Genomic DNA, 24736 nt, shown 5'->3' with positions numbered 1-24736 from the left:
TCCCTGTCGCCCGTAACGGGCGTGTCATCGCACGCTTTCGATACTACGTAAGTCCCCGGCACGGGGAATAGTAAAAATCACCTACCGTCGCGTAGGTGTGGACCGCGACTTGACGCGGCAACAAGCGCCTCGTTAATTTAACTTTGTTAATTTAACGACGTTAATAATATGCCCCGCGCCCCGCTGACCGAGACCGAAGAGGCCCGCACCCGCGAACGCCTGTGCGACGCCGCGCTCGAGCTGTACCGCGAACACGGCCAGGAGGCGGTGACCTTCCGGCGCCTCGCCGAGGCGCTGGGGACCAGCCATACCCGGCCCTACCGCTACTTCGAGGACAAGGATGCCCTGATGGCCGAGTTGCGGCTGCGCTGCTTCCGTGCGTTCGCGGACGTGATCCGGGGCAGCGACCCGGGCGGCCACGACCCGGCGGCACGACTGCGCTCGATCCATGCCGGGATCATGCGCTATGTCCACGACCATCCCGCCGAATACCGACTGATGTTCTCGCTGCGCCAACCGCCGCTGGACACCTATCCGGCCCTGCTGACGGCGCGCCGCACGGCCTTCGACTACCTGGTGGACGTGGTGCAGCAGGCGGTGGACCAGGGCCGGATCACCGGCGACGCGCGGACCATCGTGCACGTGGCCTGGGGCGCGGTGCACGGCGTGCTGTCGTTGCACGCGGCCGACCAACTCGTCCACGGCCGCACCCTGGCGCAACTCACCACGCCCATCCTCTACACCGTGCTCGGTCCGCTGTTCGACGACGCCGGCGCGGGCGGCGCCCACATCCGCCGCGCGACCGGCTGAACCGGGAGGGAACGCTCATGGCCATCCTCGACGACCTCGACCCCGATACCCGGCAGCGCCTGGTGCCCCACAACGCCTCAGCGATGTCCTTGATACGACGCACGGACACGCCGGTTAGATACCTCTCGATCATCGCCTCCTCGACGCTGCACTCATGCCGTCGGTAGCGCTCGATGGTCGCCGTCTGCGACGGCTAACGACGCAACTTGGACATCTTCAGCGTGATCTCGCCAGCCTTGGTGTGCAGGCCGCGCTTATAGTACCCGGCCCGGTAATCCGACCGGTCGGTCGGGGCAGCAACCGCAGTCGGCGAAAGCAACGACGAAACAGGTCACCGCGCTAGCGCGGGGCGTCGACCCAGTCGGCGTGACGATGCCAGCCACATGCGATGAACCGCTCGGTATCGGACATCGTTGCGGCGTGATTGGGGCATATATAGGGTTCGCGCTCCGCTATTACCCTGACCCAAAGCTAAAGACGCGCTGGCTTGTCAGCTTAAGCGTGTCGTTGACCTTGATAGCACTGGCTTCTCTACGCTTACCGCCATTGGGAGTGATCACTTCGATTTCAGGGTTAGTAATCATGCTCTCGTGAATGTCATCACTGTGAGCCGGGGTTTCGCTATAAGCAGCGGCGTAGAAATCCTCGATCGATATGGCATCGCCTGACTCGGCGATCATGCGCGGAATATCCTCAGTCAAAGCGTCTCGGGTGAGCGCTCTGGAATCAAAATCGAACAAATATAAGTGGCCTTGGTCAGCGCTCGGGTCGTAGGCAAGCATGTTCAGGCCGGTTCTGCCGAAGTGCCCTTGGGATGAGTCCGACTCGTGAAGCACGTTGTTATACACTTGCCGCGCTCTATAGGAATTGGCGAAATGCATCAGCCAATAGCGCCAGCCACCGCCGGGGTTTTGAATCGAAAATGGGCTGACGAATGGGGCGCACGCTTTCAGATGATCAAAGACGATTTTTTCGGCTTCACCGAGCCACCTGTTTTTATTCAGCAACTGTTCGTCGTCAAGGATTTGGTTGATTTTTTCTTGCACTTCCGGTTCCAGCGGCACCCCGGCTTTACGTTTATTGCGTGGCGATAAAAAGGCTAATAGCGCCGTGATGGTGAAAGTGAGGAGGATTTCCGCGCGTTTCCAGCTTGAAATAATATCGCGCAGGATACCCGTCGGTACTTTCGAGTAACCGTATTGATCGAGGTTGAACAATACGTTGTTACATTTCGCTTGCTTTAGACGCGCTTTGATATCGGGATAAATCGCCTCAAACACCCCGCTGGAAAATTCGCACTTAATATGAACAGCCGGCTCACTTTCGTCTGCGTGAGCGAGCAGAGGCGCGATGTTCTGTTTCAGCAGTTCGAGTGTGCCGGGATCGTAATCATTAAGCAGCAACAGGCACTCAATATCGATGCGCTTGAGGCCGTTCACGGCGCGGCGGGTATTAATCTCGTGTGCTGTTTTAACCAGCGTATCGACAAATAACAGCGGCGAGCCGAAGCTGCCACACTGATACTTGCCGCCGCCGGCAAAGCCATCAACGATGGCTAGGCGAAACCGATCTTGTTGTGGCAAGCAACAGCGCGTTAACAGATAAGCTCGAAAATACTCGGTAAGAATAGAGTGCTTCTTACGGGTGTGGTTTTCGAGAACAGCGCCGTTTTGCCAGTCCAGTTCCTTGCGTGCCATATCCCCTCGTCATATTTTTATTATGCGCGTGTTTGGTATGTAGGCATCTCGTCCCATGTGCGCCCGCGATACTCACGGCCGTTGGCTTTTTTGGAACGCCGCTGGTTATCTTTACCCCACGCGCCCCATTGCTTGAAGAAAAAGGCCGTTTCATTTTCAAGACACTGTGCATGGATGTCATCGATCCATTCTTCTTTGATCGGTCGCGCCTTCGGGCCGCTTTCGCCGCCCACGATAGCCCAGTGGATACCACTTAAGTCGATATCACCGACTGGCCCAATAAGCGGTTCGAACGAAATGAAGCGGATTGCGGCCGGCGTCTCGCGGAGCGCAGCAATGCGAGTCCTGGTCAGTGCATTCTCTACGCTCGTGCCCAGCCATACGTTTGCTAAGGGCTGTTTCCCGCGGTTGCGTACGAATGCCGCCATTCGCTCAGGGCGCTTGGTGAGAATCTGGTAATGGTGGCGCGGCGTACTCGCCATCACGTCCCATACATCATTTGCAAACGCCTCGCTAACCTCCGGGTGGAACAGGTCGCTCATGGAGTTGACAAAAATTTTGCGAGGCTTCTTCCATTTGAGCGGCGCCGTTAATGCTGAGCGATCCTCGCGAATAATGCCGTTCCAGACTACATTGGTGCCGTGTTTTTTCGTGAGTCCAACGTATTTTTTTACGCCCATGGCTTCGAGCCTTCGGGCCATCTTCATGGCATAGCAATTCTTGCATCCCGCGCTGGCCAGCGAACAGCCCGCAACCGGATTCCAAGTCGCATCCGTCCATTCGATTTGCGATTCCGCCATGATTCTATCCCCAAGCTAAAACAATCATTTGCGACAACGTCTTTATAGCAAGTTTATATCTTAGGGTCGATTAAAAGGCGCCACCGATGGCTCGGCAGTGCCTTCTCGCCTGAACATACGATCCTAGAGCGTGGGTTTTGCAGCAAGCAAGCCACGAACTTACTGGATTGTGCGAGTCATCCGCTAATCACGGCATGTGCACATAAGTTTTATAGGCAGAGCCCACTGTGAGTCGGTAGCGGACATCCCTCAGACCGAATAACTCCTTGGTCGCAAAGTTCGAGCCCTACCAGGCCACTACCTCCCGCCGCGACGCCAACGCGACTACACCGCGTCGGCCATCGCGCGTAGCGTTTCGATAAAATTGTCCGCCAGGGGACCGGTCTTGCCACGCGGATGCAGAATGCCCAATTCGATTTGCGCCGGGCGACCGCGCAAGGGCCGGTAGAACACACCGGGCCGCTGGAGATTACGCACCGAGGACGGCACCAGCGCGACCCCCATCCCCGCGGACACCAGGCCGACAACCGTCTGCATCTGACGCGCGCTCTGCGTGATCCGGGGTGCAAAGCCGGCCGCCCGGCAACGACTGACGACCAGATCGTACAGACCGGGACCGATATCGCGCGGTGGCACGATGAAACTGGCCCCCGCTAACGAACGCAGATCGACGGCCGTTCCGTCCCCCTCCTCCACGTCGCCGACCCCGTCATGCTCCGCCGGCGCCGCCAACACCAGCGCCTCGCGCCGCAATCGGATGAATCCGATATCGCTCTCGTTGACCGGCGCCAGGCCGATCGCCAGATCGAGCCGGGCGGCGCGCAACTCGCGGATCTGGGCGTCCGTGGTTAATTCGTGCAACTGCACTTCGGCCCGCGGGTAGCGGGCACGGAAACGTTTCAACGCCGGTGGCAGGATGCTGTAGTCGGCGATCGACACGAAACCCACGGACAACATGCCGACATCCCCCCGATGCACTTGGCGCGCGCGGCCACGCGCCTGATCGAGCCGGGCCAACACCACGCGCACCTCCTCGTAGAAGACCGCGCCGGCGGCGGTCGGGGTCACGCCACGGTTGCCCCGTTCCAGCAGGGTCGCGCCCACCGCCTCCTCAAGCGCCTTGATCTGCGTGGACAACGGCGGCTGCGAGATGTGCAGACGCTTCGCCGCGCGCGACAAACTGCCCTCCTCGACAACCGCGACGTAATACCGGAGCCGACGCAATTCCACTATTCGAATTCCATATAGAAAGGCAATGAATATTGTATTAGACGATATATCAAAGGCGCCACACAATAGATTCAAGCCAGCCCGCCCCACCGGAACGCAGGCCAGCCAACGAGAGGATCGCAGCATGCCCGACTATCGCTCCCGCACCAGCACCCATGGCCGCAACATGGCCGGCGCGCGCGCCCTGTGGCGCGCCACCGGCATGGAGGACGAGGACTTCGGCAAGCCGATCGTCGCCGTCGCCAACTCGTTCACGCAGTTCGTGCCCGGTCACGTACACCTGAAGGATCTCGGCCAACTAGTGGCCGGAGAGATCGCGAAAGCCGGCGGCATCGGCCGGGAATTCAACACCATCGCCGTGGACGACGGCATCGCCATGGGCCACGACGGCATGCTCTACAGCCTGCCCTCGCGCGACATCATCGCCGACAGCATCGAATACATGTGCAACGCGCACACGGCCGACGCCCTGGTCTGCATCTCCAACTGCGACAAGATCACGCCGGGCATGCTGATGGCGGCGATGCGCCTGAACATCCCGACCGTGTTCGTCTCCGGCGGTCCGATGGAGGCCGGCAAGACCCGGCTCGCCGGCGAATCGGTGTCCCTGGACTTGGTGGACGCAATGGTCGCCGCCGCGGACGACCGCGTGCCGGACGCGGACGTCGACCGGATCGAGCGCTCGGCCTGCCCGACCTGCGGCTCCTGCTCCGGCATGTTCACCGCCAATTCCATGAACTGCCTGACCGAGGCCCTGGGTCTGTCGCTGCCCGGCAACGGCTCGCTGCTAGCCACGCACAAGGATCGAGAGGGTCTGTTCCGCCGCGCCGGCGCGCTGGCCGTGGAACTGGCCAGACGCTACTACGTCGGGGACGACGCCTCGGTGCTGCCGCGCCGGATCGCGACCCGGGCGGCATTCGAAAACGCTATGACCTTGGACATCGCCATGGGCGGCTCGACCAACACCGTGCTGCACCTGCTGGCGGCCGCGCGGGAAGGCGAGGTCGGTTTCAGCATGCATGACATCGACGTACTCTCGCGCCGGGTTCCCAACCTGTGCAAGGTCGCCCCCTCCAGCCTCCACCACATGGAAGACGTGCATCGCGCCGGCGGCATCATGGCGATCCTCGGCGAACTGGAACGCGCCGGCCTGCTCGACACCACGGTCGGCACCGTACACAGCCCCTCCCTGGCCGAAGCGATCGAAACCTGGGACATCACGCGCACTGAGGACAGCGCGGTCCACGAGTTCTACCGTGCCGGTCCGGCCGGCATACGCAGCACACGTGCGTTCTCGCAGGACTGCCGCTACGAATCCCTGGACACTGATCGTAACCGGGGCTGCATCCGCGACCAGGCCCACGCCTACAGCCGGGACGGCGGCCTCGCCGTGCTCTCCGGCAACCTTGCCGAGCGCGGCTGCCTCGTCAAGACCGCCGGCGTCGACCCCGGTATCCTGACCTTCGCCGGCCCGGCGGTGGTTCTGGAAAGCCAGGACGATGCGGTACAGGCGATTCTCGACGGCCGGGTCAAGGCCGGCGATGTCGTCGTGATCCGCTACGAAGGCCCGCGCGGCGGGCCCGGCATGCAGGAAATGCTCTATCCGACCAGCCACCTGAAATCCAAGGGCCTCGGCAAGGTCTGCGCCCTGATCACCGACGGTCGTTTCTCCGGCGGCACCTCGGGCCTGTCGATCGGTCATGTCTCCCCGGAGGCGGCCGAGGGCGGCAACATCGGTCTGATCGAAAACGGCGATCGCATCGAGATCGACATCCCCAACCGTTCGATCCGGATCGACATCGGCGACGAAGAACTCGCACGACGCCGCACCGCGCGCAACGCCGAGGGCTGGAAGCCGGCGACTCCACGCCCACGCCGGGTCAGCACCGCCCTGAAGGTCTACGGCAAGCTCACGACCAGCGCCGATCGCGGCGCCGTGCGCGACACGAGCCTGTTCGACTAAACCCGGCGGTCGCGACAAAGGCACACATCCCGGCCAGACAGCGCTTACGGCGCGGGCGTAGAATGGTCGCCCCCGACGACGAACGACCCGATTGGCGAGGCGGCATGGACCGGCTGGAGATCACCCGACCCGACGACTGGCACCTGCACGTGCGTGACGGCGAGGCCCTCGCGGCCGTGGTGCCGCACAGCGCCCGCATCTTCGGCCGGGCCATCATCATGCCCAACCTGAAGCCGCCGGTGACCACGGTCGCCGAGGCCCGTGCCTACCGCGACCGGATCCTGTCGGCGGTGCCGGCGGGCAGCGGCTTCGAACCGCTGATGACCCTGTACCTGACCGACCGCACCACCCCCGAGACCGTGCGCGAGGCCGCGGCCGACCCGTCGGTGCACGCGATCAAGCTCTACCCCGCCGGCGCCACCACCAATTCCGACGCCGGGGTGACCCGGATCGAGAACGCCTATCCCGCCATCGAGGCCATGGCCGAAACCGGCCTGCCGCTGCTGGTGCACGGCGAGGTCACCCGCGACTCGGTCGATTTCTTCGACCGCGAGAAGGTATTCCTGGACGAGGTGCTGACGCCGCTGGTCGAGCGTTTCCCCGGCCTGCGGCTGGTATGCGAGCACATCACCACGCGCGAGGCCGTGGCCTTCGTGGCCGACGCCCCGGACCGCGTGGCCGCCACCATCACCGTCCACCACCTGCTCGAGAACCGCAACGCGCTGTTCCGCGGCGGGCTGCGGCCGCACCATTTCTGCCTGCCGGTGCTCAAGCGCGAGGAGGACCGCCGGGCGCTGCTGGAGGCGGCCACCGGCGACTCGCCCAAGTATTTCCTGGGCACCGACAGCGCCCCGCACCCGCGCGGCGCCAAGGAATCGGATTGCGGCTGCGCCGGCATCTACACCGCGCACGCGGCGCTCGAGCTGTACGCGGAGGTCTTCGACGCCGCCGGCCGCCTGGACCGGCTGGAGGCCTTCGCCGCCCAGCGCGGCGCCGACTTCTACGGCCTGCCGCGCAACACGGGCCGCGTGCGCCTGACCCGCGAACCGATGCCGGTGCCGGACAGCTACCGGTTCGACGGCGACGTCCTGGTGCCGTTCCGGGCGGGCGGCGAGATCGGCTGGCGGGCGGAATCGATGACGTAAAACGGGAAACGGGAAACGGGAAACGGGAAACGGAAGACGTTTTTGGACGATTGAGAGCGCGATGACGATCGACGACTGGAACGAGGCCCTGCGCTTCGACCGCGAGCACATCTGGCATCCCTACACCTCGATGCTGGATCCGACGCCGGTATGGCCGGTGACCGATGCCGAGGGCGTGCGCCTGCGGCTGGCGGACGGGCGCGAACTGATAGACGGCATGGCCTCCTGGTGGTGCGCCATCCACGGTTACAACCACCCGGCCCTGAACGCCGCCATGCACGAGCAGATCGACCGCACGGCGCATGTCATGTTCGGCGGGCTCACCCACGGCCCCGCGATCGAGCTCGGCCGGCGCCTGGTGGCGCTCACCCCGGAGCCGCTGGAGAAGGTGTTCCTGGCCGACTCGGGCTCGGTATCGACCGAGGTCGCGATCAAGATGGCGATCCAGTACTGGCAGGCCCGGGGCAAGCCGGACAAGCACCGCCTGCTGGCGCTGCGCAACGGTTACCACGGCGACACCCTGGGCGCGATGTCGGTCTGCGATCCCGTCACCGGCATGCACCACCTGTTCAGCGGCGTGGTACCGGAACAACGCTTCGCGCCGGCGCCGACCTGCCGTTACGGCGAGGACTGGGACCCGGACGACCTGAGCGAGATCGCGGCCACCATCGAGCGCCACCGCGACGAGCTGGCGGCGGTGATCCTGGAACCCATCGTCCAGGGCGCCGGAGGCATGCGCTTCTACCATCCCGAGTACCTGCGCGGCGTGCGCGAGTTGTGCGACCGCCACGGCCTGCTGCTGATCGCCGACGAGATCGCCACCGGCTTCGGTCGCAGCGGCCGGCTGTTCGCCTGCGAGCACGCCGGCGTCAGCCCGGACATCCTGTGCGTCGGCAAGGCCCTGACCGGCGGCACCATGACCCTGGCCGCGACCCTGGCCACCCGCGACGTGGCCGAGACCATCTCCCGCGGCGGCGCCGGCTGCTTCATGCACGGGCCGACCTTCATGGGCAATCCCCTGGCCTGCAACGTCGCCACCGCCAGCATCGACCTGCTCGCCGACGGCGGCTGGCGACAGCGTGTGGCGGCGATCGAAGACGGTCTGCGCACCGGCCTGGCCCCCTGCACCGACCTGCCGGGCGTGGCCGAGGTCCGCGCCCTGGGCGCGATCGGCGTGGTGGAGATGAACGAACCGGTGGACATGCATGCGCTGGTGCCGCGCTTCGTGGATGCCGGTGTCTGGGTGCGCCCCTTCGGGCGGCTGGTCTACGTGATGCCGCCGTATGTCATGACCACGGACGATCTCGCCCACCTGACCGGGGCCATCCACCGGGTTCTCGCAGCCGACGACTGACGCGTCTCCGGTCTCAGGTGACGCCGTCCGGCGCCGGCAGGCGTCTGCGCCACATCGCGGCCGCTTCCTCGGCGGGCACGCCGGCGCCGAAGTAGAAGCCCTGCCCCAGCAGGCAACCCAGCTCGCGCAGGACCGCCACCTGCTGCGGGGTCTCGACCCCCTCCGCGACCACTTCCGCCCCGAGGGTCTCGGCCACGCGCAGCACCATGCGCACGATCTCCCGGCTGTAGGCCCGTTCCACGCAGGACTGCACGAAGCGCCGGTCCAGCTTGATCTGGTCGAAGGGATAGTCGTGCAGGTGCGCCAGCGACGAGTAGCCGGTGCCGAAATCGTCCAGCGCGATGCGCACCCCCATCTCGCGCAGCCGCCGGATCTGTGTCAACAGCGTCAACGGCTGCTGCTCCAGCATGCTCTCGGTGATCTCCAGCGACAGGCACCGGGCCGGCAGGCCGGTCTCGTCGAGCACCGACCGCACGATCGCGGGCAGATCGGATTGCGCGAACTGGATCACCGAAACGTTGACCGCAATGCGCACGCTGTCAGCGGCGGTTGCCCTGCGCCACTCCGCCAGCGACCGACACGCGGTACGCAACGCCCAAAGGCCGATGGGCACGATGAGCTGCGAACGCTCGGCCACCGGGATGAAGCGGTCCGGCATCTGCCAGCCCAGCGACGGATGCCGCCAGCGCAGCAGCGCCTCGACCGCCACCGGACGGCCGTCGGCCAACCGCACCACGGGCTGGTAGCGCAGCTCGAATTGCTGGCAATCGAGAGCGACCCGCAGCCCTTCCGTGATCCGGATACGCTCCATGGCCTCGCGATCCAGCGCCGCGGTGAAGGCCACCCAGGTACGGTCGTCGCTCTCGCGGGCGGCGTGAAGCGCGAGCTGGGCCCGGCGCAGGGCCTCCTCGGGGGTGCGGCAATCGCCTCCCAGGCTCGCGACGCCCACGCTGGTGTCGACCTTGATCCGCCGCCCCTCCACCGACAGCGGCACGGCCAACCGCCGTTCGACCCAACCGGCGACCGCCGCCTCCGTGTGCGCTCCATCGCTGTCGCTCCCCCGCAGCAGCGCGACGAAGTAGCTCTCCCCCAGGCGACCGACACACTCGTCCTCGCCGATATCGGCGGACAGATGCTCGCCCACCGCCTTCAACAACTTGTCCCCGATCCGGAACCCGTGGGCCTGGTTCACGTCATTGAGCCGCTTGATATCCACCACCAGCAGATACATCCCGTCCGCCGATCCATCGAGGACCGCCTTCAACCGCCGGACAAAACCCGCCCGCGACGGCAGACCGGTCAACGGGTCCTCGTACACCAGCCGTTGCAACTCGCGCTGGGCCCGCTCGCGTTCCACGACGTCGCCCAGGCGGCGGGCGATCAGGTCCATCAACGAACGCTCCTCGGCGAGAAAGGGGCCCTCGTCGGCGGCCGGCCGCGGCTCCAGGTAGCACACGGTGACCCGACCGATGGTGGCGCCGTCCGCCACGATCGGCGCATCCAGGCTGATCGCATCGTCGCGGAAACCGGCGGTGGTGTACGTCCGCCCCCCGATCGCGATGCGCGCGGCGGTGATCGCGGGATACTGGAAGGCCGGCGGCAGCGTTTCCGCGAGTTCCCCCAGGGAGTCCGAGAGCGAGCGCCCGCGATCCTGCAGGATGCCCGAGATTCGGTTGATGCAGTCCAGTTCCTTCACGCGTTCGCCGAGACGGTAGCTCTTTTCCCGCAGGCTGTCCTCGACCCGCCGGCGGTCGGTCACGTCCTGGGTGAACCCGTATACCTTGACCAGCTCGCCGTCGCGGTAACTGCCTTCGGCGTGCACCCGGACCCAGCGCACCTCGCCGTTGTCCGGCCGCACGATACGGTTCTCGATGTCGTGCGGCGTGCCGGTCGCAATCGCGTGTTCCAGGCTGTCGCGCACCGCCCCCAAGTCATCGGGGTGAACGTGCGCCGTCGCCGTCTCGCGGTTCAGGGGCTCGTCGGTCACGCCGGTCACCTGCCGCCACTCGGGCGAGGGCCGGAAAGTGTCCGTGACGGCGTCCCACTGCCAGCTTCCCATGCGCGCGAGCGACTCCGCGCGCGAACGCATGATCTCGCTCTCCCGCAGCACCGACCGGGCTCGCTCGATGCTGCGGCGACGACTCTCGGTGACCTGCGCGACAATCGTCGCGAGCAGATTGGCCAGGATCAGACTGCCCAGGAAAGTCAGGACCGCCAGCGCCTGCGAACCGGCATACAGCGGCGCAAGCGCGGCGACGGCCGCGAGATTGACCGTGACGGCCCAGCGCCGGGGCAGGACCAGCAGGTTGGCCACGGTCACCGGAAAGAGCCAGAGCGCGATGTATGCATCGCGGGTAACCGCCAAGGCCACGACCGTGACGGTATAGAACACCATCAGGGCCGCGCCGGCACCCCGGACCTGTTTGGTGCGGCGGGCCCGCTCGGCAAGGGCCATGGCGACCGCTATGAGCGCGATGTTGACCAGGGCGGCGGCCGGCTGACCGTTGAGCAGGCGTATCAGGACGAACGGCGCGATCGAGAGGATCAACGCCGCGTTGAACAGCAGCAGGATGCGGACCCGGAACGGTTCCAGGACGGCGCGTGCCGGCGGCGGCCGGCGGGAAGTCATGACGCCGCCAGGCCGCGGCAACGGACGGTATCACGTCCCCGGCCGGATTCGGCGGCGGCACACTCTCCCGTTCGCGATGCTCTCGTCATCGGCATTCTCCCGCCCCAAGCCGGGCCCGACGGGTCTACGGTACCACCCCGGCGGGCACCCCGCGAGATACCGCCCGTGCCGGGACGCCCGCGGGTATATCAGCTCTCGTACTTGAACGAGACCTTCACCTTGGCGCGGTAAGCCTGGACCTTGCCGTCCACCATGTGCATGTCCAGCTCCGAGACCTCCGCGACCCGGAGCTCGCGCAGGTGCTCGCCGGCCTTCTCCACGGCGGCCTTGGCGGCCTTCTCCCAGGAATCCGGGCTGGTGCCCACGAGTTCGATGACCTTGTAGACGCTCTCGCTCATCGTTGTCTCCTCGTTGTCACCCACGCCTCCCCACGGTCGGATACCTGGGCTGTTCGGTCAAACGGCGCGCGGCACTCGGTCGCGGGATTGCGTAAGCTGTGGCGCGACAGCCGCCGAGCAGGAACCGACATGCCCGTGAACCTTGTCCGCTTCGAGCACCGGGGAACGACCCGCTGGGGCAGGCACACCGACGACGGCATCGTGCCGCTGTCCGGGACCTTCGCCGGCACGCGCGAGCTGGTGACCGCGGTCCCGCCGGACGCGATCGAGGCCGGATCGGACGGCATCGTGCCCCTCGCCGAGGCCCGCCTGCTGTCGCCGGTGACCCGCGACCGGCAGGTGATCTGCCAGGGCAAGAACTACGCCGCGCACGCCCTGGAATCCGGCATGCGCCCGGAGGACAAGGGCTACAACATGATCTTCCGCAAGGCCTCCAGCGCGATCGTGGCGGCCGACAGCGACCTGGTGCGGCCGGCGCACGTGCGCCTGCTGGACTACGAGATTGAGCTGGGCCTGGTGCTCAAGCGCGATATCGACGGCCCGGTACGCGTGGACGAGACCAACCTGCACGAGTTCGTGGCGGGCGTGACCATCGTCAACGACTATTCGGCGCGCGACGTGCAGTTACCGCAGATGCAGTTCTACAAGGGCAAGAGCTTCCGGACCTTCGCCCCGGTCGGCCCCTACCTGTGCCTGCTCGCCCCGCACGAGATGCACTACCTGCGCAACCTGGAACTCACGCTGGCGGTCAACGGCGAAGTACGCCAGCGCGGCCGCACGGACCAGATGATCCACACACCCGCCGCCACCCTGACCGAGCTGTCCGGGGTCCAGGACCTGCGCGCCGGCGACCTGATCGCCACCGGCACGCCCGCGGGCTGCGCCATGCGCCTGCCCACCGGTTGGCGCCAGAAGCTGGCCCTGCTGCTGCCGGAAGCCAAACGCTGGGAGTTGTTCCGGCGCAGCCAGGCCGACCGGCCCTACCTGCGGCCGGGGGACGTGGTAACGTCGCGGATCGCCAGCCGCGACGGCGTCGTGGACCTGGGCGAGCAACGCAACCGAGTCGTGGAGGGGACATGAGCATCGTCGTCATCACCGGCTGTTCCACCGGCATCGGCCACGCTTTGGCGGCCGCCTTCGCCGCGCACGGCGACACCGTCGTGGCCACGGCCCGCAACCCGGACACCCTGGCGGACCTCGCCGAGGCGGGCTGCGACACCCTGGCCCTGGACGTCACCGACGAGGTCGCCGTGGAACAGTGCCTGCGCGAGATCGGGGCGCACCACGGACGCATCGACATCCTCGTGAACAACGCCGGCCTGGCCACCATGGGCCCGGTCGCGGAGATCCCCGCCGAGCAGGTGCGCCGCCAGTTCGAGACCAACGTGGTCGCGCCGCTGACCGTGACGCAGAAGGCCCTGCCGCTGCTGCGGCGTGCCGGACACCCGATGGTGGTGAACATGGGCAGCGTCTCCGGCATCCTGACCACGCCCTTCGCCGGCCCCTACTGCGCCAGCAAGGCCGCGCTCCACAAGCTCTCCGACGCCCTGCGTCTGGAGCTGGCCCCGTTCGGCGTGCGGGTGGTCACGGTCCAGCCCGGCGGCGTCAGTTCCAAGCTCGGGGACAACGCCGCCGCCCAGATCGACGGCTGGCTGACCGAGGACTCGGCCTACGCGCCGCTGCGCAAGGCCATCTACGGCCGCGCCCGGGCCCAGCAGAAGGGTGCGATGCCGGCGGCGGACTTCGCCCGCGAACTGGTCGCGGCGCTGCACCGCCCGCGTCCGAGAAACGTCATCCGCCTGGGCACCGGCAGCCGCCTGCTGCCGTTCCTGCAACGCTGGGTGCCGATCCCGCGGCGCGACCGCATGCTCAAGCGCCGCTTCGGGCTGCTGGACTGGAAGCCGGACTGAACCTCAGGCCGCGGGCGGGGACCGCAGCAACGGCTGCAGGCCCGGCAGGCGCTCGCCGCCCAGCCACTTGAGGAAGGCGCCGCCGCCCAACGACAGATAGCCGAAGCCGTCGGCCAAGCCGGCCGCGCGCAACGCCGCCATGGTCTCGCCGCCGCCGGCCACGCTGCGCAGCCCCGATTCGCGGCCGAGCCGGACGATCTCCCGCGCCACCGCCTCGGTGGCCTCCGGGAAACCCTTGTCCGCGGCGCCCAGCGGCCCGGCCCAGGCGACCACGGTGGCCTTGGCCAGCTCCTCGACGATACGCGCGACGCTGCGCGGCCCCAGATCCACGATACGGTCGCCCGGCCCCACCTCCGCGACCGGCACGGTGCGGCCAGCCGCGCCCGGCGCGACCTCGTCGGCCACCACGACATCCTCCGGCAGGATCAATTCGCAGCCCTGGTCCCGGGCGTGGTCGCGGATCTCCTGGGCCGTGGCCAGCAGGTCCGGCGCTACCAGCGACCCGCCCACCTCGCGACCGTCCGCCCGCAGGAAGGTGTTGGCGACCCCGCCGGCCACGGCCACGGCGTCGAAGCGCTGGCTGAAATGGGCGATCGCCTTGAGCTTGTCGTCGACCTTGGCGCCGCCCACCAGGGCCAGCGCCGGCCGCGCGGGCTGGGCGAAGGCCGCCTCCAGGGACTCGACCTCGTGCTGCAGCAGGCGCCCGGCCACGGCCGGCAGCCGCTCCGGCACCCCGACCACCGAGGCATGCGCGCGGTGGGCGGAGGAGAACGCATCGTTGACGTAGCAGTCGCCGGACAGCGCCAGCTCCACGGCGAAGTTGGGATCGTTGCCCTCCTCGCCCGGATGGAAACGCAGGTTCTCCAGCAACACCACGCCGTCACGCCCGGCCTCCACCGCCTCGCGGGCGGCGTCGCCGACACAGTCGCGCGCGAAGGTCACCGGCACGTCGCCCAGGATGCGCGACAGGTCCGGCACCACGATCTTCAGCGATAGGTCCGGCCGCGGCTGGCCCTTGGGCCGGCCGAGATGGCTCATCACCACCGGCCGGCCGCCGGCCGCCAGGACTTCGCGGATGGTCGCGGCGGCCTCGCGGATGCGGGTGTCGTCGGCCACCCGCCCGTCGGCCAGCGGCACGTTGAAATCGGTGCGGATCAGGACCCGCTTACCGGCGAGATCGATGTCGTCCAGGGATTTGAGCACCGTCAACTCCTGTCGGGCGGCGGGCCACGACCGCCATGTCCGGAGGCTACAATCTGGCACGGGCGGCCGGATTGACCCAAATCAACCGCGCCGGCGCATCCGCGCCGGCATGATGGCACGGCCACGGCTTCGACCCGCAGGGAGGTGGCACGATGACGGCCCCGGCCTTCCGCGCCAGCCGGCGCGACAAGATCCTGTTCCCCGGCGACGGGCTGACCAAGGGCGACCTGATCGACTATTACGCCCGCATCACCCCGCGCATGCTGCCGCACCTGCGCGACCGCCCGCTCACCCTGCGCCGCTTCCCGGACGGCATCGGCGAGGCAGGCTTCTTCCAGAAGGCCGCGGGCGAGCACTATCCCGACTGGATCCCGCGCGCCACCGTCGCCAAGGAGGGCGGCACCGTCACCCACCCGCTGTGCGCCGACCGCCAATGCCTGCGCTACCTGGCGGACCAGGCCGCCGTCGAGCTGCATGTCTGGCTGGCACGGATTGACCGGCCGCATCATCCCGACCGGCTGATCTTCGACCTGGACCCGCCGGGCGACGATTTCGCGCCGGTGGTGCATGCCGCCCGGACCCTGCGCTCGCACCTCGACGACCTCGGTCTCGCCGCCTTCGTGATGACCACCGGCTCGCGCGGCCTGCACGTCACGCTGCCGCTGGACCGGGGCGCGGATTTCGATACCGTGCGGGCGTTCGCCCACGGGCTGGCGGCGCGCCTGGCGGACGAGTCCCCCGAGGCCTTCACCGTGGCGCAGCGCAAGGCCAAACGCGGCGACCGCGTCTATCTCGACGTGATGCGCAACGCCTACGCCCAGACCGGGGTCGCGCCCTACTCGGTGCGCGCCAAACCCGGCGCCCCCGTGGCCACGCCGCTGGACTGGCACGAGCTGGACGATCCGCGGCTGCACCCGCGCCGCTACCACCTGCGCAACATCTTCCGCCGCCTGGGCCAGCGCGACTGCCCCTGGCGGGACATCGACCGCCACGCGCAGTCGCTGGACGCGGCGATCCGGCGGCTGGGGGCCGCCGGGGAACCAAGATAGGCCCTCGACCCTCGCCCTGCCCCGTGCCGATCCCGGGGGGTCAGCTTTCGCGCGAGGCGCTCCGGCGGCGCTCGGCGTAGCGCGCCCACTTGCCGGCCTCGCTCGCCGTGTCGTCGTGGCGTTGCGCGCGTCCGAAGGCCTGCAGGGCTTCCTCGTAACGCTCCTGGCGCACCCGGGCCATGCCCAGCAACAGATCCGCCTGACCGGGCGACTCCAGGCCGCCACGCTCCAGCGCGGCCTGGGCCGTCTCCGCGGCCGCCGCCCAGTCGCCCTCGCGCATATGGAGCCGGGCCTGGCGCAACTGGTAGCGGCCGTCGTCGGCGTATTCCGCCGCCTTGCCGTAGGCCCGGATCGCCGCGTCGGTCTCGCGGGCCCGGCTCCAGGCCTGGGCCAGCAACGCCCAGTTCTCGCGGTTGGACTCGATGCGCCCGCTTTCCAGTTCGGCGTCCAGCACGCGCGCGGCCTGGTCGGGCACGCCGGCCAGCATGCCCACCCGCACCAGGTTCAGCAGCTCGGACTCGCTCGCCAGCAGATCCTTGCGATAGGCCAGCTTGAGCGTGGCGTGGGCCTTGGTGTGCGCGTCGAGGTTGATGTAGACGTTGGCGAGCTGCGTCCAGTAACGCTTCTCGTCCGGCCAGCGCCGGACCAGGGTCTCCAGCACGTCGGCCGCCTCGGCGTAGCGCCCGCTCTCGAAGCACATCGCGACCAGGAGCTGGTAATGCGACTGCGGCGGTGTGCCCTGCAGCCGGATCGCCTTGCGGATCGCGTCGATGCCCTTGGCATATGCTTCGAGTTGCGAATAGACGCTGGCCAACGCCGCGTAGTCGGCGGCGTCGGCCCGGTCGTTGCCGGCGATCCAGGCCTCCAGCATGTCGCGGGCCTTGGCGTGCTGATCGGTCGCGGCGTACAGGCGGCCCAGCGCGCGCCGCATCTGGCCGGTGGGCGCCGGCGGCATGCTGTCCAGGGCGATCGCCCGTTCGAAGGCGTCGATGGCGGCCGGGTAATCGTTCTCGTCGACGTGCGCATAGGCCATGGTCTGCAGGATCACGGCGCGGTCGTAATCGCGCTCGGTGTCCTGCAGCAGCGCGCGCATGTCGCGCAGGGCCCGGTCGTAGCGGCCCTGTTCCATCAGCTTGTGGGCGGCCTCGACCTTGTTGTAGGTCGAGCGTTGCAGCGTGGGGCCATCCGCGGCCTGCACCACCGACGCCGCCAACAGGCCGGCGACAAGCGATACGCGGCGGACCAGCGTCCGGATGGCTTGCGATCCCGTCATGACTCTGCGACCTCGGCGTTGTCTGCGGTGGGCGATCATGCAACTCAATCCAGCGTGAAACGGATGGTCTGGCGCGCGTTGCGGGCGACACGTTCGCCGTCCCGTTCGCGCGGCCGAAACTTCCAGCGCGACAGGGCCTCCTTGGCGGCGCGATTGAACATGCGCGGCGGCTGGGCATCCACCACGCGGATATCGGACACAGAGCCGTCCGGCCGGACGGTGAATTCCATGGTGACGTGGCCCTCGATCTTGGCGCGCTTGGCGGTGGCCGGGTACTTCGGAGGCACCTGTACCACCGGCACCACCTCGGTATCGATGCCGGCGGCCCGGCCGGCCGAGCCGGCCCCCGCGACATCGCCGAGATAGGGGCCGCCCTCGAAGTCCACGGACGTCTCAATGTCCGGCACGTCCAGTTCGGGCGGCGGCGCCTCCGGCCGGGGCACGTTCTCGGCCACCGAGGGCGCCGGCGGGGGCGGCTCCTCGGGCGGCGGCTCGTCCGGCGGCTGGCGGCGGTCCTTGGTACGCGTCCGGCTCTCGTCGCGGTCGAACCGGATGAAGTTCACCGCCTTCAGGTCCCGCCCCTCGCTGAGACCGGTATCGCTGTTGGAGACCATGAACATCATCAGAAGGAACAGCCCGAGCGCGATGCCGCAGGCGATCAGCAGGGAGCCGAGCAAGCGCATTCGCGGGCTACCTCTGCCGGTCCTCGGCGGCGATCGAGACGTTGTCGGCGCCGGCGGCGCGCGCCTGGTCCATGGCCTTGACCAGGATGCCGGTCTTGGCGTCCTTGTCGGCGAGCACGATCACGTTGCCCTCGGGGTTTTCCGCCAGCAGGCGCTCGACGTTGGCGCGGATCGCGTCCGGCTCCACCCGCTGCTTGTCGATCCAGACCTCGCCGTTGTCGCGGATGCCGATCAGGATGTTGGCGTTCTCCTTGCGCTCGGCGGTCTCCGCCGTCGGCCGCATCACGTCGATGCCCGTCTCCTTGACGAAGGACGTGGTGACGATGAAGAAGATCAACATGATGAACACGATGTCGAGCATCGGGGTCATGTCGATGCCGGACTCCTCGGGATTCTGCTGGGTGTAGCGACTGCGCATGGCCTACTCTTCATCCAGAAACGAAATGCGGTCGGCCGCGATCCGCGCCTGGGCCTGGGCCCGGCGCTCGATGCGGGCGGCGAAGTACAGCCCGGACAGGGCCGCGACCATGCCCGCCATGGTCGGGTAGGTGGCCGCGGACACGCCGCTGGCCATGGCCCGGGGGTTGCCCGTGCCGGTCACCGCGAGCACGTCGAACACCTGGATCATCCCGGTGACCGTGCCCAGCAGCCCCACCAGCGGCAGCACCGCGACCACGGTCTTGAGCAGGCCGACGAAGCGGTTGAGCTGCAGTTCCAGCTCCGCCAGCCAGGCCTCCCGGATGGCGTGCGCGTACCAGGAGTTCTTGTCGCGGCGCTCGTTCCACGCGGCGAGGGTGGCGGCCAGGCGCTGCGGATGCCGGCGCAACTGGTACCAGTAGCGCTCGCAGATCAGGGTCCAGAGCAGGATCGTGAGGGCGAGGATCAGCCACAGGACCTCCCCGCCCTCGTTCATGAAATCCTGCATCCGGGCATAGAGTTCAAGCACGGCCGGCGGCCTCCGCGTGCTCGGCCACGATGCCGCTGCTCTGACGCTCCAGCATCTGGATCAGCTTGCGGCTGCGTCCGCTGAGCACGCTGTGCGCCAGGATCAGCGGCACCGCCACCACCAGACCCAGCACGGTCGTAACCAGGGCCTGGGAGATGCCGCCCGCCATCAGCTTGGGATCGCCGGTGCCGAACAGGGTGATCGCCTGGAAGGTCGCGATCATGCCCACCACCGTGCCCAGCAGCCCCAGCAGCGGCGCCACCGAGGCGAGGATCTTGACCGTGGACAGGCCGCGTTCCAGCGCCGGCGCGTCCTGCATGATCGCCTCGTCCAGCTTCAGCTGCAGGGTCTCGACATCGGCCTCCCTGTTCGCGTGGTAGGCCTTGAGCACGCGTCCCAGCGGGTTGTCGTCACGCGGCTCGTCCGGGCTCTTGCGCTGACGCCGCATACGCCCCTCCGTGCGGGTAAGCACCACGAAGCGCTCGAGCGCGATCAGCAGGCCGATCAGGCCGATGGCCAGCACGATATAGCCCACGACCTTGCCCTGCTGGACGCGCTCCAGCAGGTTCGGCTTCTGGATCAGCAGACCGAGGATGGCGCCGCGCGAGGGATCGATCGGCGCCGCCACGGCCCCGCTGCCGGGCCCGGCCTGCGCCAGGTTCTCCGCCAGCGACTGCCAGCGGCCGCCCGGCTGGCGCGGCAGCACCGAGAGGCGCCCCGTTTCCGGGGTGTATTGCAGGAAACGTTCGCCCGCGCTGGCGTTGAAGGCGCCCACGCGCACCACCTCGGCCGGCTCGCTGTCGCCGTCCGGGAGCACGATCTCGGTGTCGAAGCGGGTGATCTTGCCGGAGGCCACCATCTCGCCGAGCATCGTGGTCCACAGCCGCTCGACCTCGCCGATCGAGGGCAGCTTCTTGCTCTCCGCGAGGGTGTCGAGGAACTCGGCACGGCCGTCGTGCTGAGCGCTGGTCAGGGAGGCACGCACGGTCGAGCGGGCGTCGCCCGCGACCTGGCGCACCACGCCGAAGACCTCGCCGAAGTCGCCGGCGCGTTGCCGCAGCTCGGTGTTCAGCTCGGTCAGGCGCGCCTCGTTGGCGTCGAACCGTGCCTGCAGGTTCTCGCGGCGGGCCTCGGCCTGTGCCAGGCGTTCGCGGGCCTCGTTCAGCATGGCCTCGCGCTCCTCGACCTTGTCGACGAAGCGGGCCTCGCGCCGGCGGTTGCGCTCGGCCTCCGCCTGCTTGGCGGCGCGCACGCTCTCCAGTAACTGGTCGACGCTCTTGGTCTGGGCCTGCGCGGTGCCCGCGGCCATGCCGAGGGCGAGGGCGAGCCCGGCGGCGACCGCCGGGGCCAGCGCGGCGGCCAGCATGCGATGGGGTCGGTTCAGGGGCATCACTTGTCCTCCGGCGCGGTCACGGGCAAACGCAGCAGATCGGGGGGCGCCTGCTCGGAGGCGATGCTCAACCCCTTCTCCACCGCGCTGCGGTAGTCGTCCACGCGCTGCCACTGGCCGGCCTCGGGGCTCCAGCGGCCGGTGGCCCGGCCGTCCAGGGTCTGGTAGAGCAACGCGACGCGGCCGACACGGAGCAGGCGCACGGTGCGCGCCTCGCCGTCGATCTCGAGTTCGTCCCGGTAGGTTTCGATGGTGCGGCCGTACTCCATCTCGGTCTGGTAGGCCGCCATCACCTTGCGGAATTTCTCGGCGGTAGTGACGTCGGCGCGATCCATCATCGCCTTGAGGTCTTGGACCCGCTGCCGGCGTTCCTCGGGCAGGAAGGGCGTGTCGCGTTTCACGAACTCGTCCAGCGTGGCCACCATCTCCTGCATCAGCGGGACGAATTCCTGCTGCGTCGTGTCGATGTTGGCGAGCTGCTCGCCCAGGGAGGCGATCTCCTCGTCCTGCGACGCGACCATCGCCGCGAGCTGCTCGTTGTACCGCTCCAGGCCGGCGGCCCGATCCCTGGCGCTGCGATATTCGGCCAGCATTTGCCTGGCCTCCTCGGAGAGCTCGTCGATACGTTCCTGGGACAGGCGCCCGGCCCGATCGATGTCGCTTTGCGTCTGCCTCGCCTCCGACAGCGAATCCCCCTGCGCCCACGCCGTTCCTGCCGTGCAGAAAAGTAAAAAAAGCGCGGGCAGCGGGCGCAGCGACTTGAAGGGTGTCTTGCGCGGCACTTGCATGCTCCCGTCTCGGATTTGATTGCTCGAGCGCCCCCGGCGCGGGCGGCGGGACCGCTCATGAACCGTCCCGCGCCGACGCCGTGAATGTCTCGATCCACGAACTTTTCGTGTTCCGGCGAGGATGCGGCAGAAAAATGACAGAACGATTACGCCCGCCTTAACCGAATCGACTTATTTCTGACACGGAATTGAAAGAGTCCGGGCCCAGGGTAGGCCGGGTATCCGCATCGTTTGTTGATGCGAGCGAGGCTCGGACGCGCCTGCTCGGGGCGCGCCGTCGGGACCCAGGGAGATGCAAGGAGACGAAATGGCGCGTTCTCGACAATACCACCCTTATAAGTCACTTTTTCTTACAACCGCAATCGCCCTCATCGCCTGCCTGACGGCACTGGCATTCGCCCCGGCGAACGCGCAGACGGGCGGGAACGCCGGCACCGGCGAGGTGATCTTTTTCGTCTTCGACGGCGATATGCCGGTGAAGGGCGCGGCCCTGCGGGTGGACGGCACGGTCGTCAGCCGCACCGGGGACGACGGCGGCCTGGTGACAAACCTCACGGCCGGGCGCCACGACGTGGTCCTGGTCCGGGACGGCAAGGAGATCCTCGATCTCGACCTGCTCACCGCCGAGGGCGAGCGCGTGCAGGTCGTGGTCGGCCTGCGCGAGGGCGACGAGCCCGAGATCAGCATCGAGAGTTCCGGCACCCAGCCCGTCCTGGCGCAGAGCGAGGGCGAGGCCAGCCGTGATCCGGGCCTGCTCGAGGGCACGATCACGGCCGCCGACGGCAAGCCGGTCGCCGACGCCCGGGTCTCGGTGCCGGCGCGCGGGCGCGCCGTGCGCACCGACGAGAACGGCCTGTTCCAGATCGAGCTGCCCCCCGGCAACTACGCGATCGAAGTCAGCCACCCGCGCTATGCCACCCAGACCGTCGAGAACCTGCGGGTGATCCCGGGCAAGAGCGTGGCCGCGAACCTCTCGCTCGGCGCCGGCGGCGTGGAACTGGCCGACTACGTGGTCACCGCCGACTACGTCGAGGGCAGCATCGCCTCCGAGATCAGCCTGCAGCAGGACAGCCCGCAGGTGGTCAGCGTGATCGGCGCCGAGCAGATTTCGCGCACCGGCGACAGCGACGCCGCCGAGGCCCTGCAGCGCGTCTCCGGCCTGGTGATCGAGGATGATAAGTATGTGGTCGTGCGCGGCCAGCCGTTCCGCTACACCCTGACCCAGTTCAACGGCCTGCCGCTGCCCAGCCCGGACCCCATCATCCAGGCGGTGCCGCTGGACCTGTTCCCGGCCGGCCTGCTGGCCAACATCCAGGTCCAGAAAAGCTACGCGGCCGATCAGCCGGGCAACTTCGGCGCCGGTCTGGTGAGTCTCAACACCCGCAGCGTGCCGGACGAGCCGTTCCTGGAATTGCAGGTCAGCACCGGCGGCAACGACTTCAGCACCTTCAAGGACGGCCTGACCTACGACGGCAGCGACGAGGACTACCTCGGCCAGGACAGCGGCGACCGCGAGCTGCCCGGCGAAGTGCCGCCCTCCCGGGATGCCCTGAACAGGCTGTCCCAGGACGAACAGGACGACGTGGGCCGCAGCTTCAACGACCTGTTCATGGTCGAGGAAGAGGAAGACCTGCCGCCGGACATCGGCTTCGAGGCCATCGGCGGCCGCTCCTTCGCCACCGACTTCGGCACCTACGGATTCGTGCTCTCGGGCGCCTACGACCACGAATGGCGGCGCGAGCGCGAGAGGGACATCACCTACGCCACCACCGATCTGCAACCGCGCGCCGAGTTCGTGGAGAACCGCACCGACCGCAACGTGCAGATCAGCAGCCTGCTGGGCCTGAGCGGCACCTGGGACAACCACTCGCTTCAGAGCAACACCTTCTTCATCCGCGACAGCCAGGACCGCACCCAAATCTCCCAGGGCTACGACCTGACCAGCGACGGCCGCGACGAGCGCCGCTACCTGCTGGAATTCCAGCGCCGCGAGATGCTGCTGACGCAGCTCATCGGCGAGCACGACTTCGGCATCGCGCAGTTCGACTGGCGCGCCCAGACCGCCGACGCCGAGCGCGACCGTCCGGACCGGCGGGACTGGAGCTACGAACGGGCCTTCGGCACGGACAACCCGTTCATCTTCTACGCCGACGACGCCCTGGAGCGCCAGTTCAACGAGACCGACGAGGACGCCGACAGCCTGGCGATGGACCTGACGGTGCCCTTCCTGCCGGGCGCCGAGCGTTTCACCACCGAACTCAAGGCCGGCCTCGACTACGACGACCGTGAGCGCGAGTCGGAGACCCGCCGGTTCCAGTTCCAGCCGCTGGGCGGCGCCGACCTGAGCGAACCGATGATCGAGCGGATCATCAACGACCAGACCATCGGCGACACCGTCGACTTCTCGGAGACCACGCTGGGCACCGACGGTTACCGGGGCGAGGCCACCACCGACGGTCTCTACCTGAGCGCGGACGTGCGCTACCGCGAGCTGCTCCAGGTGGTCGCCGGCCTGCGGCGCACCAATGCCGACTACGAGGTCGAAACGGACAACGGCTCGGTGGGCGGCTTCGACGAGACGTTCACCCTGCCGTCGCTCGCGGTCACCGCCTTCGTGACCCCGGACATGCAGGTCCGCGCCGCCTTCGGCGAGACCGTGTCCTACCCGCGCCTGGTGGAGCTGTCGGACACGACCTTCTTCAACCCGGACACGGGCGAGGCCTTCAGCGGCAACCCGGCCCTGGCGCCGACCGAGATCAAGAGCTACGACCTGCGCTGGGAATGGTACCCGTCCTCGATGGAGGCGCTGACCTTCGGCGTCTTCTACAAGGACCTCACCAACACCATCGAGGAGCAGTTCCGGCCCGTCGGCGGCGGTCGTTCGCAGACCACCTTCGTCAACGGCGAGAGCGCCGAGATCGAAGGCATCGAGCTGGGCGGCCGGATGGGCCTGGACCGGCTGTCGGAGCTGGGACTCGCGCCGTCGGGCTGGACCTGGCTGGCGCAGATGTACCTGCAGGGCAACATCGCCTTCACCGATTCGGAGGTCGACATCGGCGGTAACGGCGGCGCGGCCACCAACCAGGTGCGTCCGCTCACCGGCCAGGCCGACGACGTGATCAATCTGCAGCTCGGCTACGACGGCCCCATCCACGACGTCACGCTGGTGGTCAACCGCATCGGCAAGCGCCTGGACCGGGCCGGCACCGAGGGCCTGCCGGACATCTTCCAGGAGCCGTCCACGCTGCTCGACCTGACCTACGCGTGGACCATCCGCGGGGACCTCCCCTTCATCGGCAAGCTGCCGTACGTCGGCGACGGCCAGATCAAGCTCAAGGCCCGCAACCTCCTGGACGAGGAGGAGGAATACCGCCAGGGCGGCCAGCTCCAGCGGCGGATCACCTACGGCCGCAGCTTCAGCGGCTCGCTGAAATGGAACTTCTTCTGATCACCGACCCATGACTCACC

Annotated in this window: 20 protein-coding genes and 1 pseudogene; 8 read left to right on the top strand and 13 right to left on the bottom strand. The window is 67.8% G+C overall.

Annotation, left to right across the window (positions count from 1 at the left end):
• The first annotated feature begins 168 nt into the window (after positions 1-168).
• Positions 169-810 (top strand): TetR/AcrR family transcriptional regulator, encoded by a 642-nt coding sequence (locus PC39_RS00570; RefSeq protein ID WP_353251409.1) that lies wholly within the window; start codon positions 169-171, stop codon positions 808-810.
• A 58-nt stretch (positions 811-868) separates the two neighbouring features.
• Here PC39_RS00570 and PC39_RS16625 read toward each other — a convergent pair.
• The 4 genes and pseudogenes from PC39_RS16625 to PC39_RS00550 all read right to left on the bottom strand — a co-directional run.
• Positions 869-1093 (bottom strand): annotated as a pseudogene (locus PC39_RS16625) (transposase); the annotation flags it as partial.
• A gap of 172 nt (positions 1094-1265) precedes the next feature.
• Entirely contained in the window at positions 1266-2507 is a 1242-nt protein-coding gene (locus PC39_RS00560) for a three-Cys-motif partner protein TcmP (RefSeq protein ID WP_353251408.1), read from the bottom strand.
• A 20-nt stretch (positions 2508-2527) separates the two neighbouring features.
• On the bottom strand, positions 2528-3307 hold the full coding sequence (locus tag PC39_RS00555; RefSeq protein WP_353251407.1) for a DUF5131 family protein: 780 nt from the start codon (positions 3305-3307) through the stop codon (positions 2528-2530).
• A gap of 324 nt (positions 3308-3631) precedes the next feature.
• Positions 3632-4537, bottom strand: a complete 906-nt coding sequence (locus PC39_RS00550) for a LysR family transcriptional regulator (RefSeq protein ID WP_353251406.1) — start codon at positions 4535-4537, stop codon at positions 3632-3634.
• 124 nt (positions 4538-4661) lie between these two features.
• On the opposite strand from PC39_RS00550, the gene ilvD reads away from it, so the two are divergent.
• The 3 genes from ilvD (at position 4662) to bioA (ending at position 8999) form a co-directional block, all read left to right on the top strand.
• Positions 4662-6500, top strand: coding sequence for a dihydroxy-acid dehydratase (gene ilvD, locus PC39_RS00545; protein ID WP_353251405.1), 1839 nt, complete (start codon positions 4662-4664; stop codon positions 6498-6500).
• Between the two features lie 104 nt (positions 6501-6604).
• On the top strand, positions 6605-7645 hold the full coding sequence (pyrC, locus tag PC39_RS00540) for a dihydroorotase (RefSeq protein ID WP_353251757.1): 1041 nt from the start codon (positions 6605-6607) through the stop codon (positions 7643-7645).
• A gap of 61 nt (positions 7646-7706) precedes the next feature.
• Positions 7707-8999, top strand: a complete 1293-nt coding sequence (bioA, locus tag PC39_RS00535) for an adenosylmethionine--8-amino-7-oxononanoate transaminase (protein ID WP_353251404.1) — start codon at positions 7707-7709, stop codon at positions 8997-8999.
• Positions 9000-9012: 13 nt separating this feature from the next.
• Here the strand turns inward: bioA and PC39_RS00530 are convergent, their stop codons facing one another.
• Complete coding sequence (locus PC39_RS00530) at positions 9013-11628, bottom strand: putative bifunctional diguanylate cyclase/phosphodiesterase (RefSeq protein ID WP_353251403.1); 2616 nt, start codon at positions 11626-11628, stop codon at positions 9013-9015.
• 188 nt (positions 11629-11816) lie between these two features.
• Positions 11817-12026 (bottom strand): dodecin family protein, encoded by a 210-nt coding sequence (locus PC39_RS00525; protein ID WP_353251402.1) that lies wholly within the window; start codon positions 12024-12026, stop codon positions 11817-11819.
• Positions 12027-12155: 129 nt separating this feature from the next.
• Here PC39_RS00525 and PC39_RS00520 point away from each other — a divergent pair, with 129 nt between their 5' ends.
• Together PC39_RS00520 and PC39_RS00515 are read left to right on the top strand one after the other, a co-directional pair.
• Positions 12156-13106, top strand: a complete 951-nt coding sequence (locus PC39_RS00520; RefSeq protein ID WP_353251401.1) for a fumarylacetoacetate hydrolase family protein — start codon at positions 12156-12158, stop codon at positions 13104-13106.
• Entirely contained in the window at positions 13103-13936 is an 834-nt protein-coding gene (locus tag PC39_RS00515; RefSeq protein WP_353251400.1) for an SDR family oxidoreductase, read from the top strand. The genes PC39_RS00520 and PC39_RS00515 overlap by 4 nt, the downstream gene beginning before the upstream one ends.
• A 3-nt stretch (positions 13937-13939) precedes the next feature.
• Here PC39_RS00515 and PC39_RS00510 read toward each other — a convergent pair whose 3' ends face one another.
• Positions 13940-15139, bottom strand: a complete 1200-nt coding sequence (locus PC39_RS00510; RefSeq protein ID WP_353251399.1) for a phosphoglycerate kinase — start codon at positions 15137-15139, stop codon at positions 13940-13942.
• A 152-nt stretch (positions 15140-15291) separates the two neighbouring features.
• On the opposite strand from PC39_RS00510, the gene ligD reads away from it, so the two are divergent.
• Positions 15292-16188: a non-homologous end-joining DNA ligase gene (gene ligD / locus PC39_RS00505; RefSeq protein ID WP_353251398.1), complete on the top strand. Its 897-nt coding sequence runs from the start codon at positions 15292-15294 to the stop codon at positions 16186-16188.
• Positions 16189-16228: 40 nt separating this feature from the next.
• Here the strand turns inward: ligD and PC39_RS00500 are convergent, their stop codons facing one another.
• The 6 genes from PC39_RS00500 to PC39_RS00475 are packed head-to-tail and all read right to left on the bottom strand — an operon-like array spanning position 16229 to position 21268.
• On the bottom strand, positions 16229-17461 hold the full coding sequence (locus PC39_RS00500) for a tetratricopeptide repeat protein (RefSeq protein ID WP_353251397.1): 1233 nt from the start codon (positions 17459-17461) through the stop codon (positions 16229-16231).
• A gap of 44 nt (positions 17462-17505) precedes the next feature.
• Entirely contained in the window at positions 17506-18144 is a 639-nt protein-coding gene (locus tag PC39_RS00495; protein WP_353251396.1) for an energy transducer TonB, read from the bottom strand.
• A gap of 7 nt (positions 18145-18151) precedes the next feature.
• Positions 18152-18562, bottom strand: coding sequence for an ExbD/TolR family protein (locus PC39_RS00490; RefSeq protein ID WP_353251395.1), 411 nt, complete (start codon positions 18560-18562; stop codon positions 18152-18154).
• Positions 18563-18565: 3 nt separating this feature from the next.
• Complete coding sequence (locus PC39_RS00485) at positions 18566-19069, bottom strand: MotA/TolQ/ExbB proton channel family protein (RefSeq protein WP_353251756.1); 504 nt, start codon at positions 19067-19069, stop codon at positions 18566-18568.
• A gap of 13 nt (positions 19070-19082) precedes the next feature.
• Positions 19083-20480, bottom strand: coding sequence for a MotA/TolQ/ExbB proton channel family protein (locus tag PC39_RS00480; RefSeq protein WP_353251394.1), 1398 nt, complete (start codon positions 20478-20480; stop codon positions 19083-19085).
• The gene (locus PC39_RS00475) at positions 20480-21268 is read right to left on the bottom strand and encodes a DUF3450 domain-containing protein (RefSeq protein WP_353251393.1); all 789 of its coding nucleotides are present in this window, start codon (positions 21266-21268) and stop codon (positions 20480-20482) included. Before PC39_RS00475 ends, PC39_RS00480 begins: the two co-directional genes overlap by 1 nt.
• A 442-nt stretch (positions 21269-21710) precedes the next feature.
• Between PC39_RS00475 and PC39_RS00470 the strand changes: the two genes are divergently transcribed.
• On the top strand, positions 21711-24716 hold the full coding sequence (locus tag PC39_RS00470; RefSeq protein WP_353251392.1) for a TonB-dependent receptor: 3006 nt from the start codon (positions 21711-21713) through the stop codon (positions 24714-24716).
• The last annotated feature ends 20 nt before the right edge of the window (positions 24717-24736 follow it).

It is taken from the genome of Salinisphaera sp. PC39 (assembly GCF_040361335.1).
GTDB lineage: Bacteria > Pseudomonadota > Gammaproteobacteria > Nevskiales > Salinisphaeraceae > APNM01.
Note: the sequence above shows the minus strand (reverse complement) of the source record. Positions and strands in the feature narration are given on the sequence as shown.

Bases quoted from the DNA above. Each gene is read 5' to 3' on its own strand.
- PC39_RS00480 (WP_353251394.1), bottom strand. From the start codon at position 20,480: ATGCCCCTGAACCGACCCCATCGCATGCTGGCCGCCGCGCTGGCCCCG.
- PC39_RS00490 (WP_353251395.1), bottom strand. From the start codon at position 18,562: ATGCGCAGTCGCTACACCCAGCAGAATCCCGAGGAGTCCGGCATCGAC.
- pyrC (WP_353251757.1), top strand. From the start codon at position 6,605: ATGGACCGGCTGGAGATCACCCGACCCGACGACTGGCACCTGCACGTG.
- ilvD (WP_353251405.1), top strand. From the start codon at position 4,662: ATGCCCGACTATCGCTCCCGCACCAGCACCCATGGCCGCAACATGGCC.
- bioA (WP_353251404.1), top strand. From the start codon at position 7,707: ATGACGATCGACGACTGGAACGAGGCCCTGCGCTTCGACCGCGAGCAC.
- PC39_RS00485 (WP_353251756.1), bottom strand. From the start codon at position 19,069: ATGCAGGATTTCATGAACGAGGGCGGGGAGGTCCTGTGGCTGATCCTC.
- PC39_RS00500 (WP_353251397.1), bottom strand. From the start codon at position 17,461: ATGACGGGATCGCAAGCCATCCGGACGCTGGTCCGCCGCGTATCGCTT.
- PC39_RS00515 (WP_353251400.1), top strand. From the start codon at position 13,103: ATGAGCATCGTCGTCATCACCGGCTGTTCCACCGGCATCGGCCACGCT.
- PC39_RS00520 (WP_353251401.1), top strand. From the start codon at position 12,156: ATGCCCGTGAACCTTGTCCGCTTCGAGCACCGGGGAACGACCCGCTGG.
- PC39_RS00495 (WP_353251396.1), bottom strand. From the start codon at position 18,144: ATGCGCTTGCTCGGCTCCCTGCTGATCGCCTGCGGCATCGCGCTCGGG.
- ligD (WP_353251398.1), top strand. From the start codon at position 15,292: ATGACGGCCCCGGCCTTCCGCGCCAGCCGGCGCGACAAGATCCTGTTC.
- PC39_RS00530 (WP_353251403.1), bottom strand. From the start codon at position 11,628: ATGACTTCCCGCCGGCCGCCGCCGGCACGCGCCGTCCTGGAACCGTTC.
- PC39_RS00525 (WP_353251402.1), bottom strand. From the start codon at position 12,026: ATGAGCGAGAGCGTCTACAAGGTCATCGAACTCGTGGGCACCAGCCCG.
- PC39_RS00560 (WP_353251408.1), bottom strand. From the start codon at position 2,507: ATGGCACGCAAGGAACTGGACTGGCAAAACGGCGCTGTTCTCGAAAAC.
- PC39_RS00475 (WP_353251393.1), bottom strand. From the start codon at position 21,268: ATGCAAGTGCCGCGCAAGACACCCTTCAAGTCGCTGCGCCCGCTGCCC.
- PC39_RS00555 (WP_353251407.1), bottom strand. From the start codon at position 3,307: ATGGCGGAATCGCAAATCGAATGGACGGATGCGACTTGGAATCCGGTT.
- PC39_RS00570 (WP_353251409.1), top strand. From the start codon at position 169: ATGCCCCGCGCCCCGCTGACCGAGACCGAAGAGGCCCGCACCCGCGAA.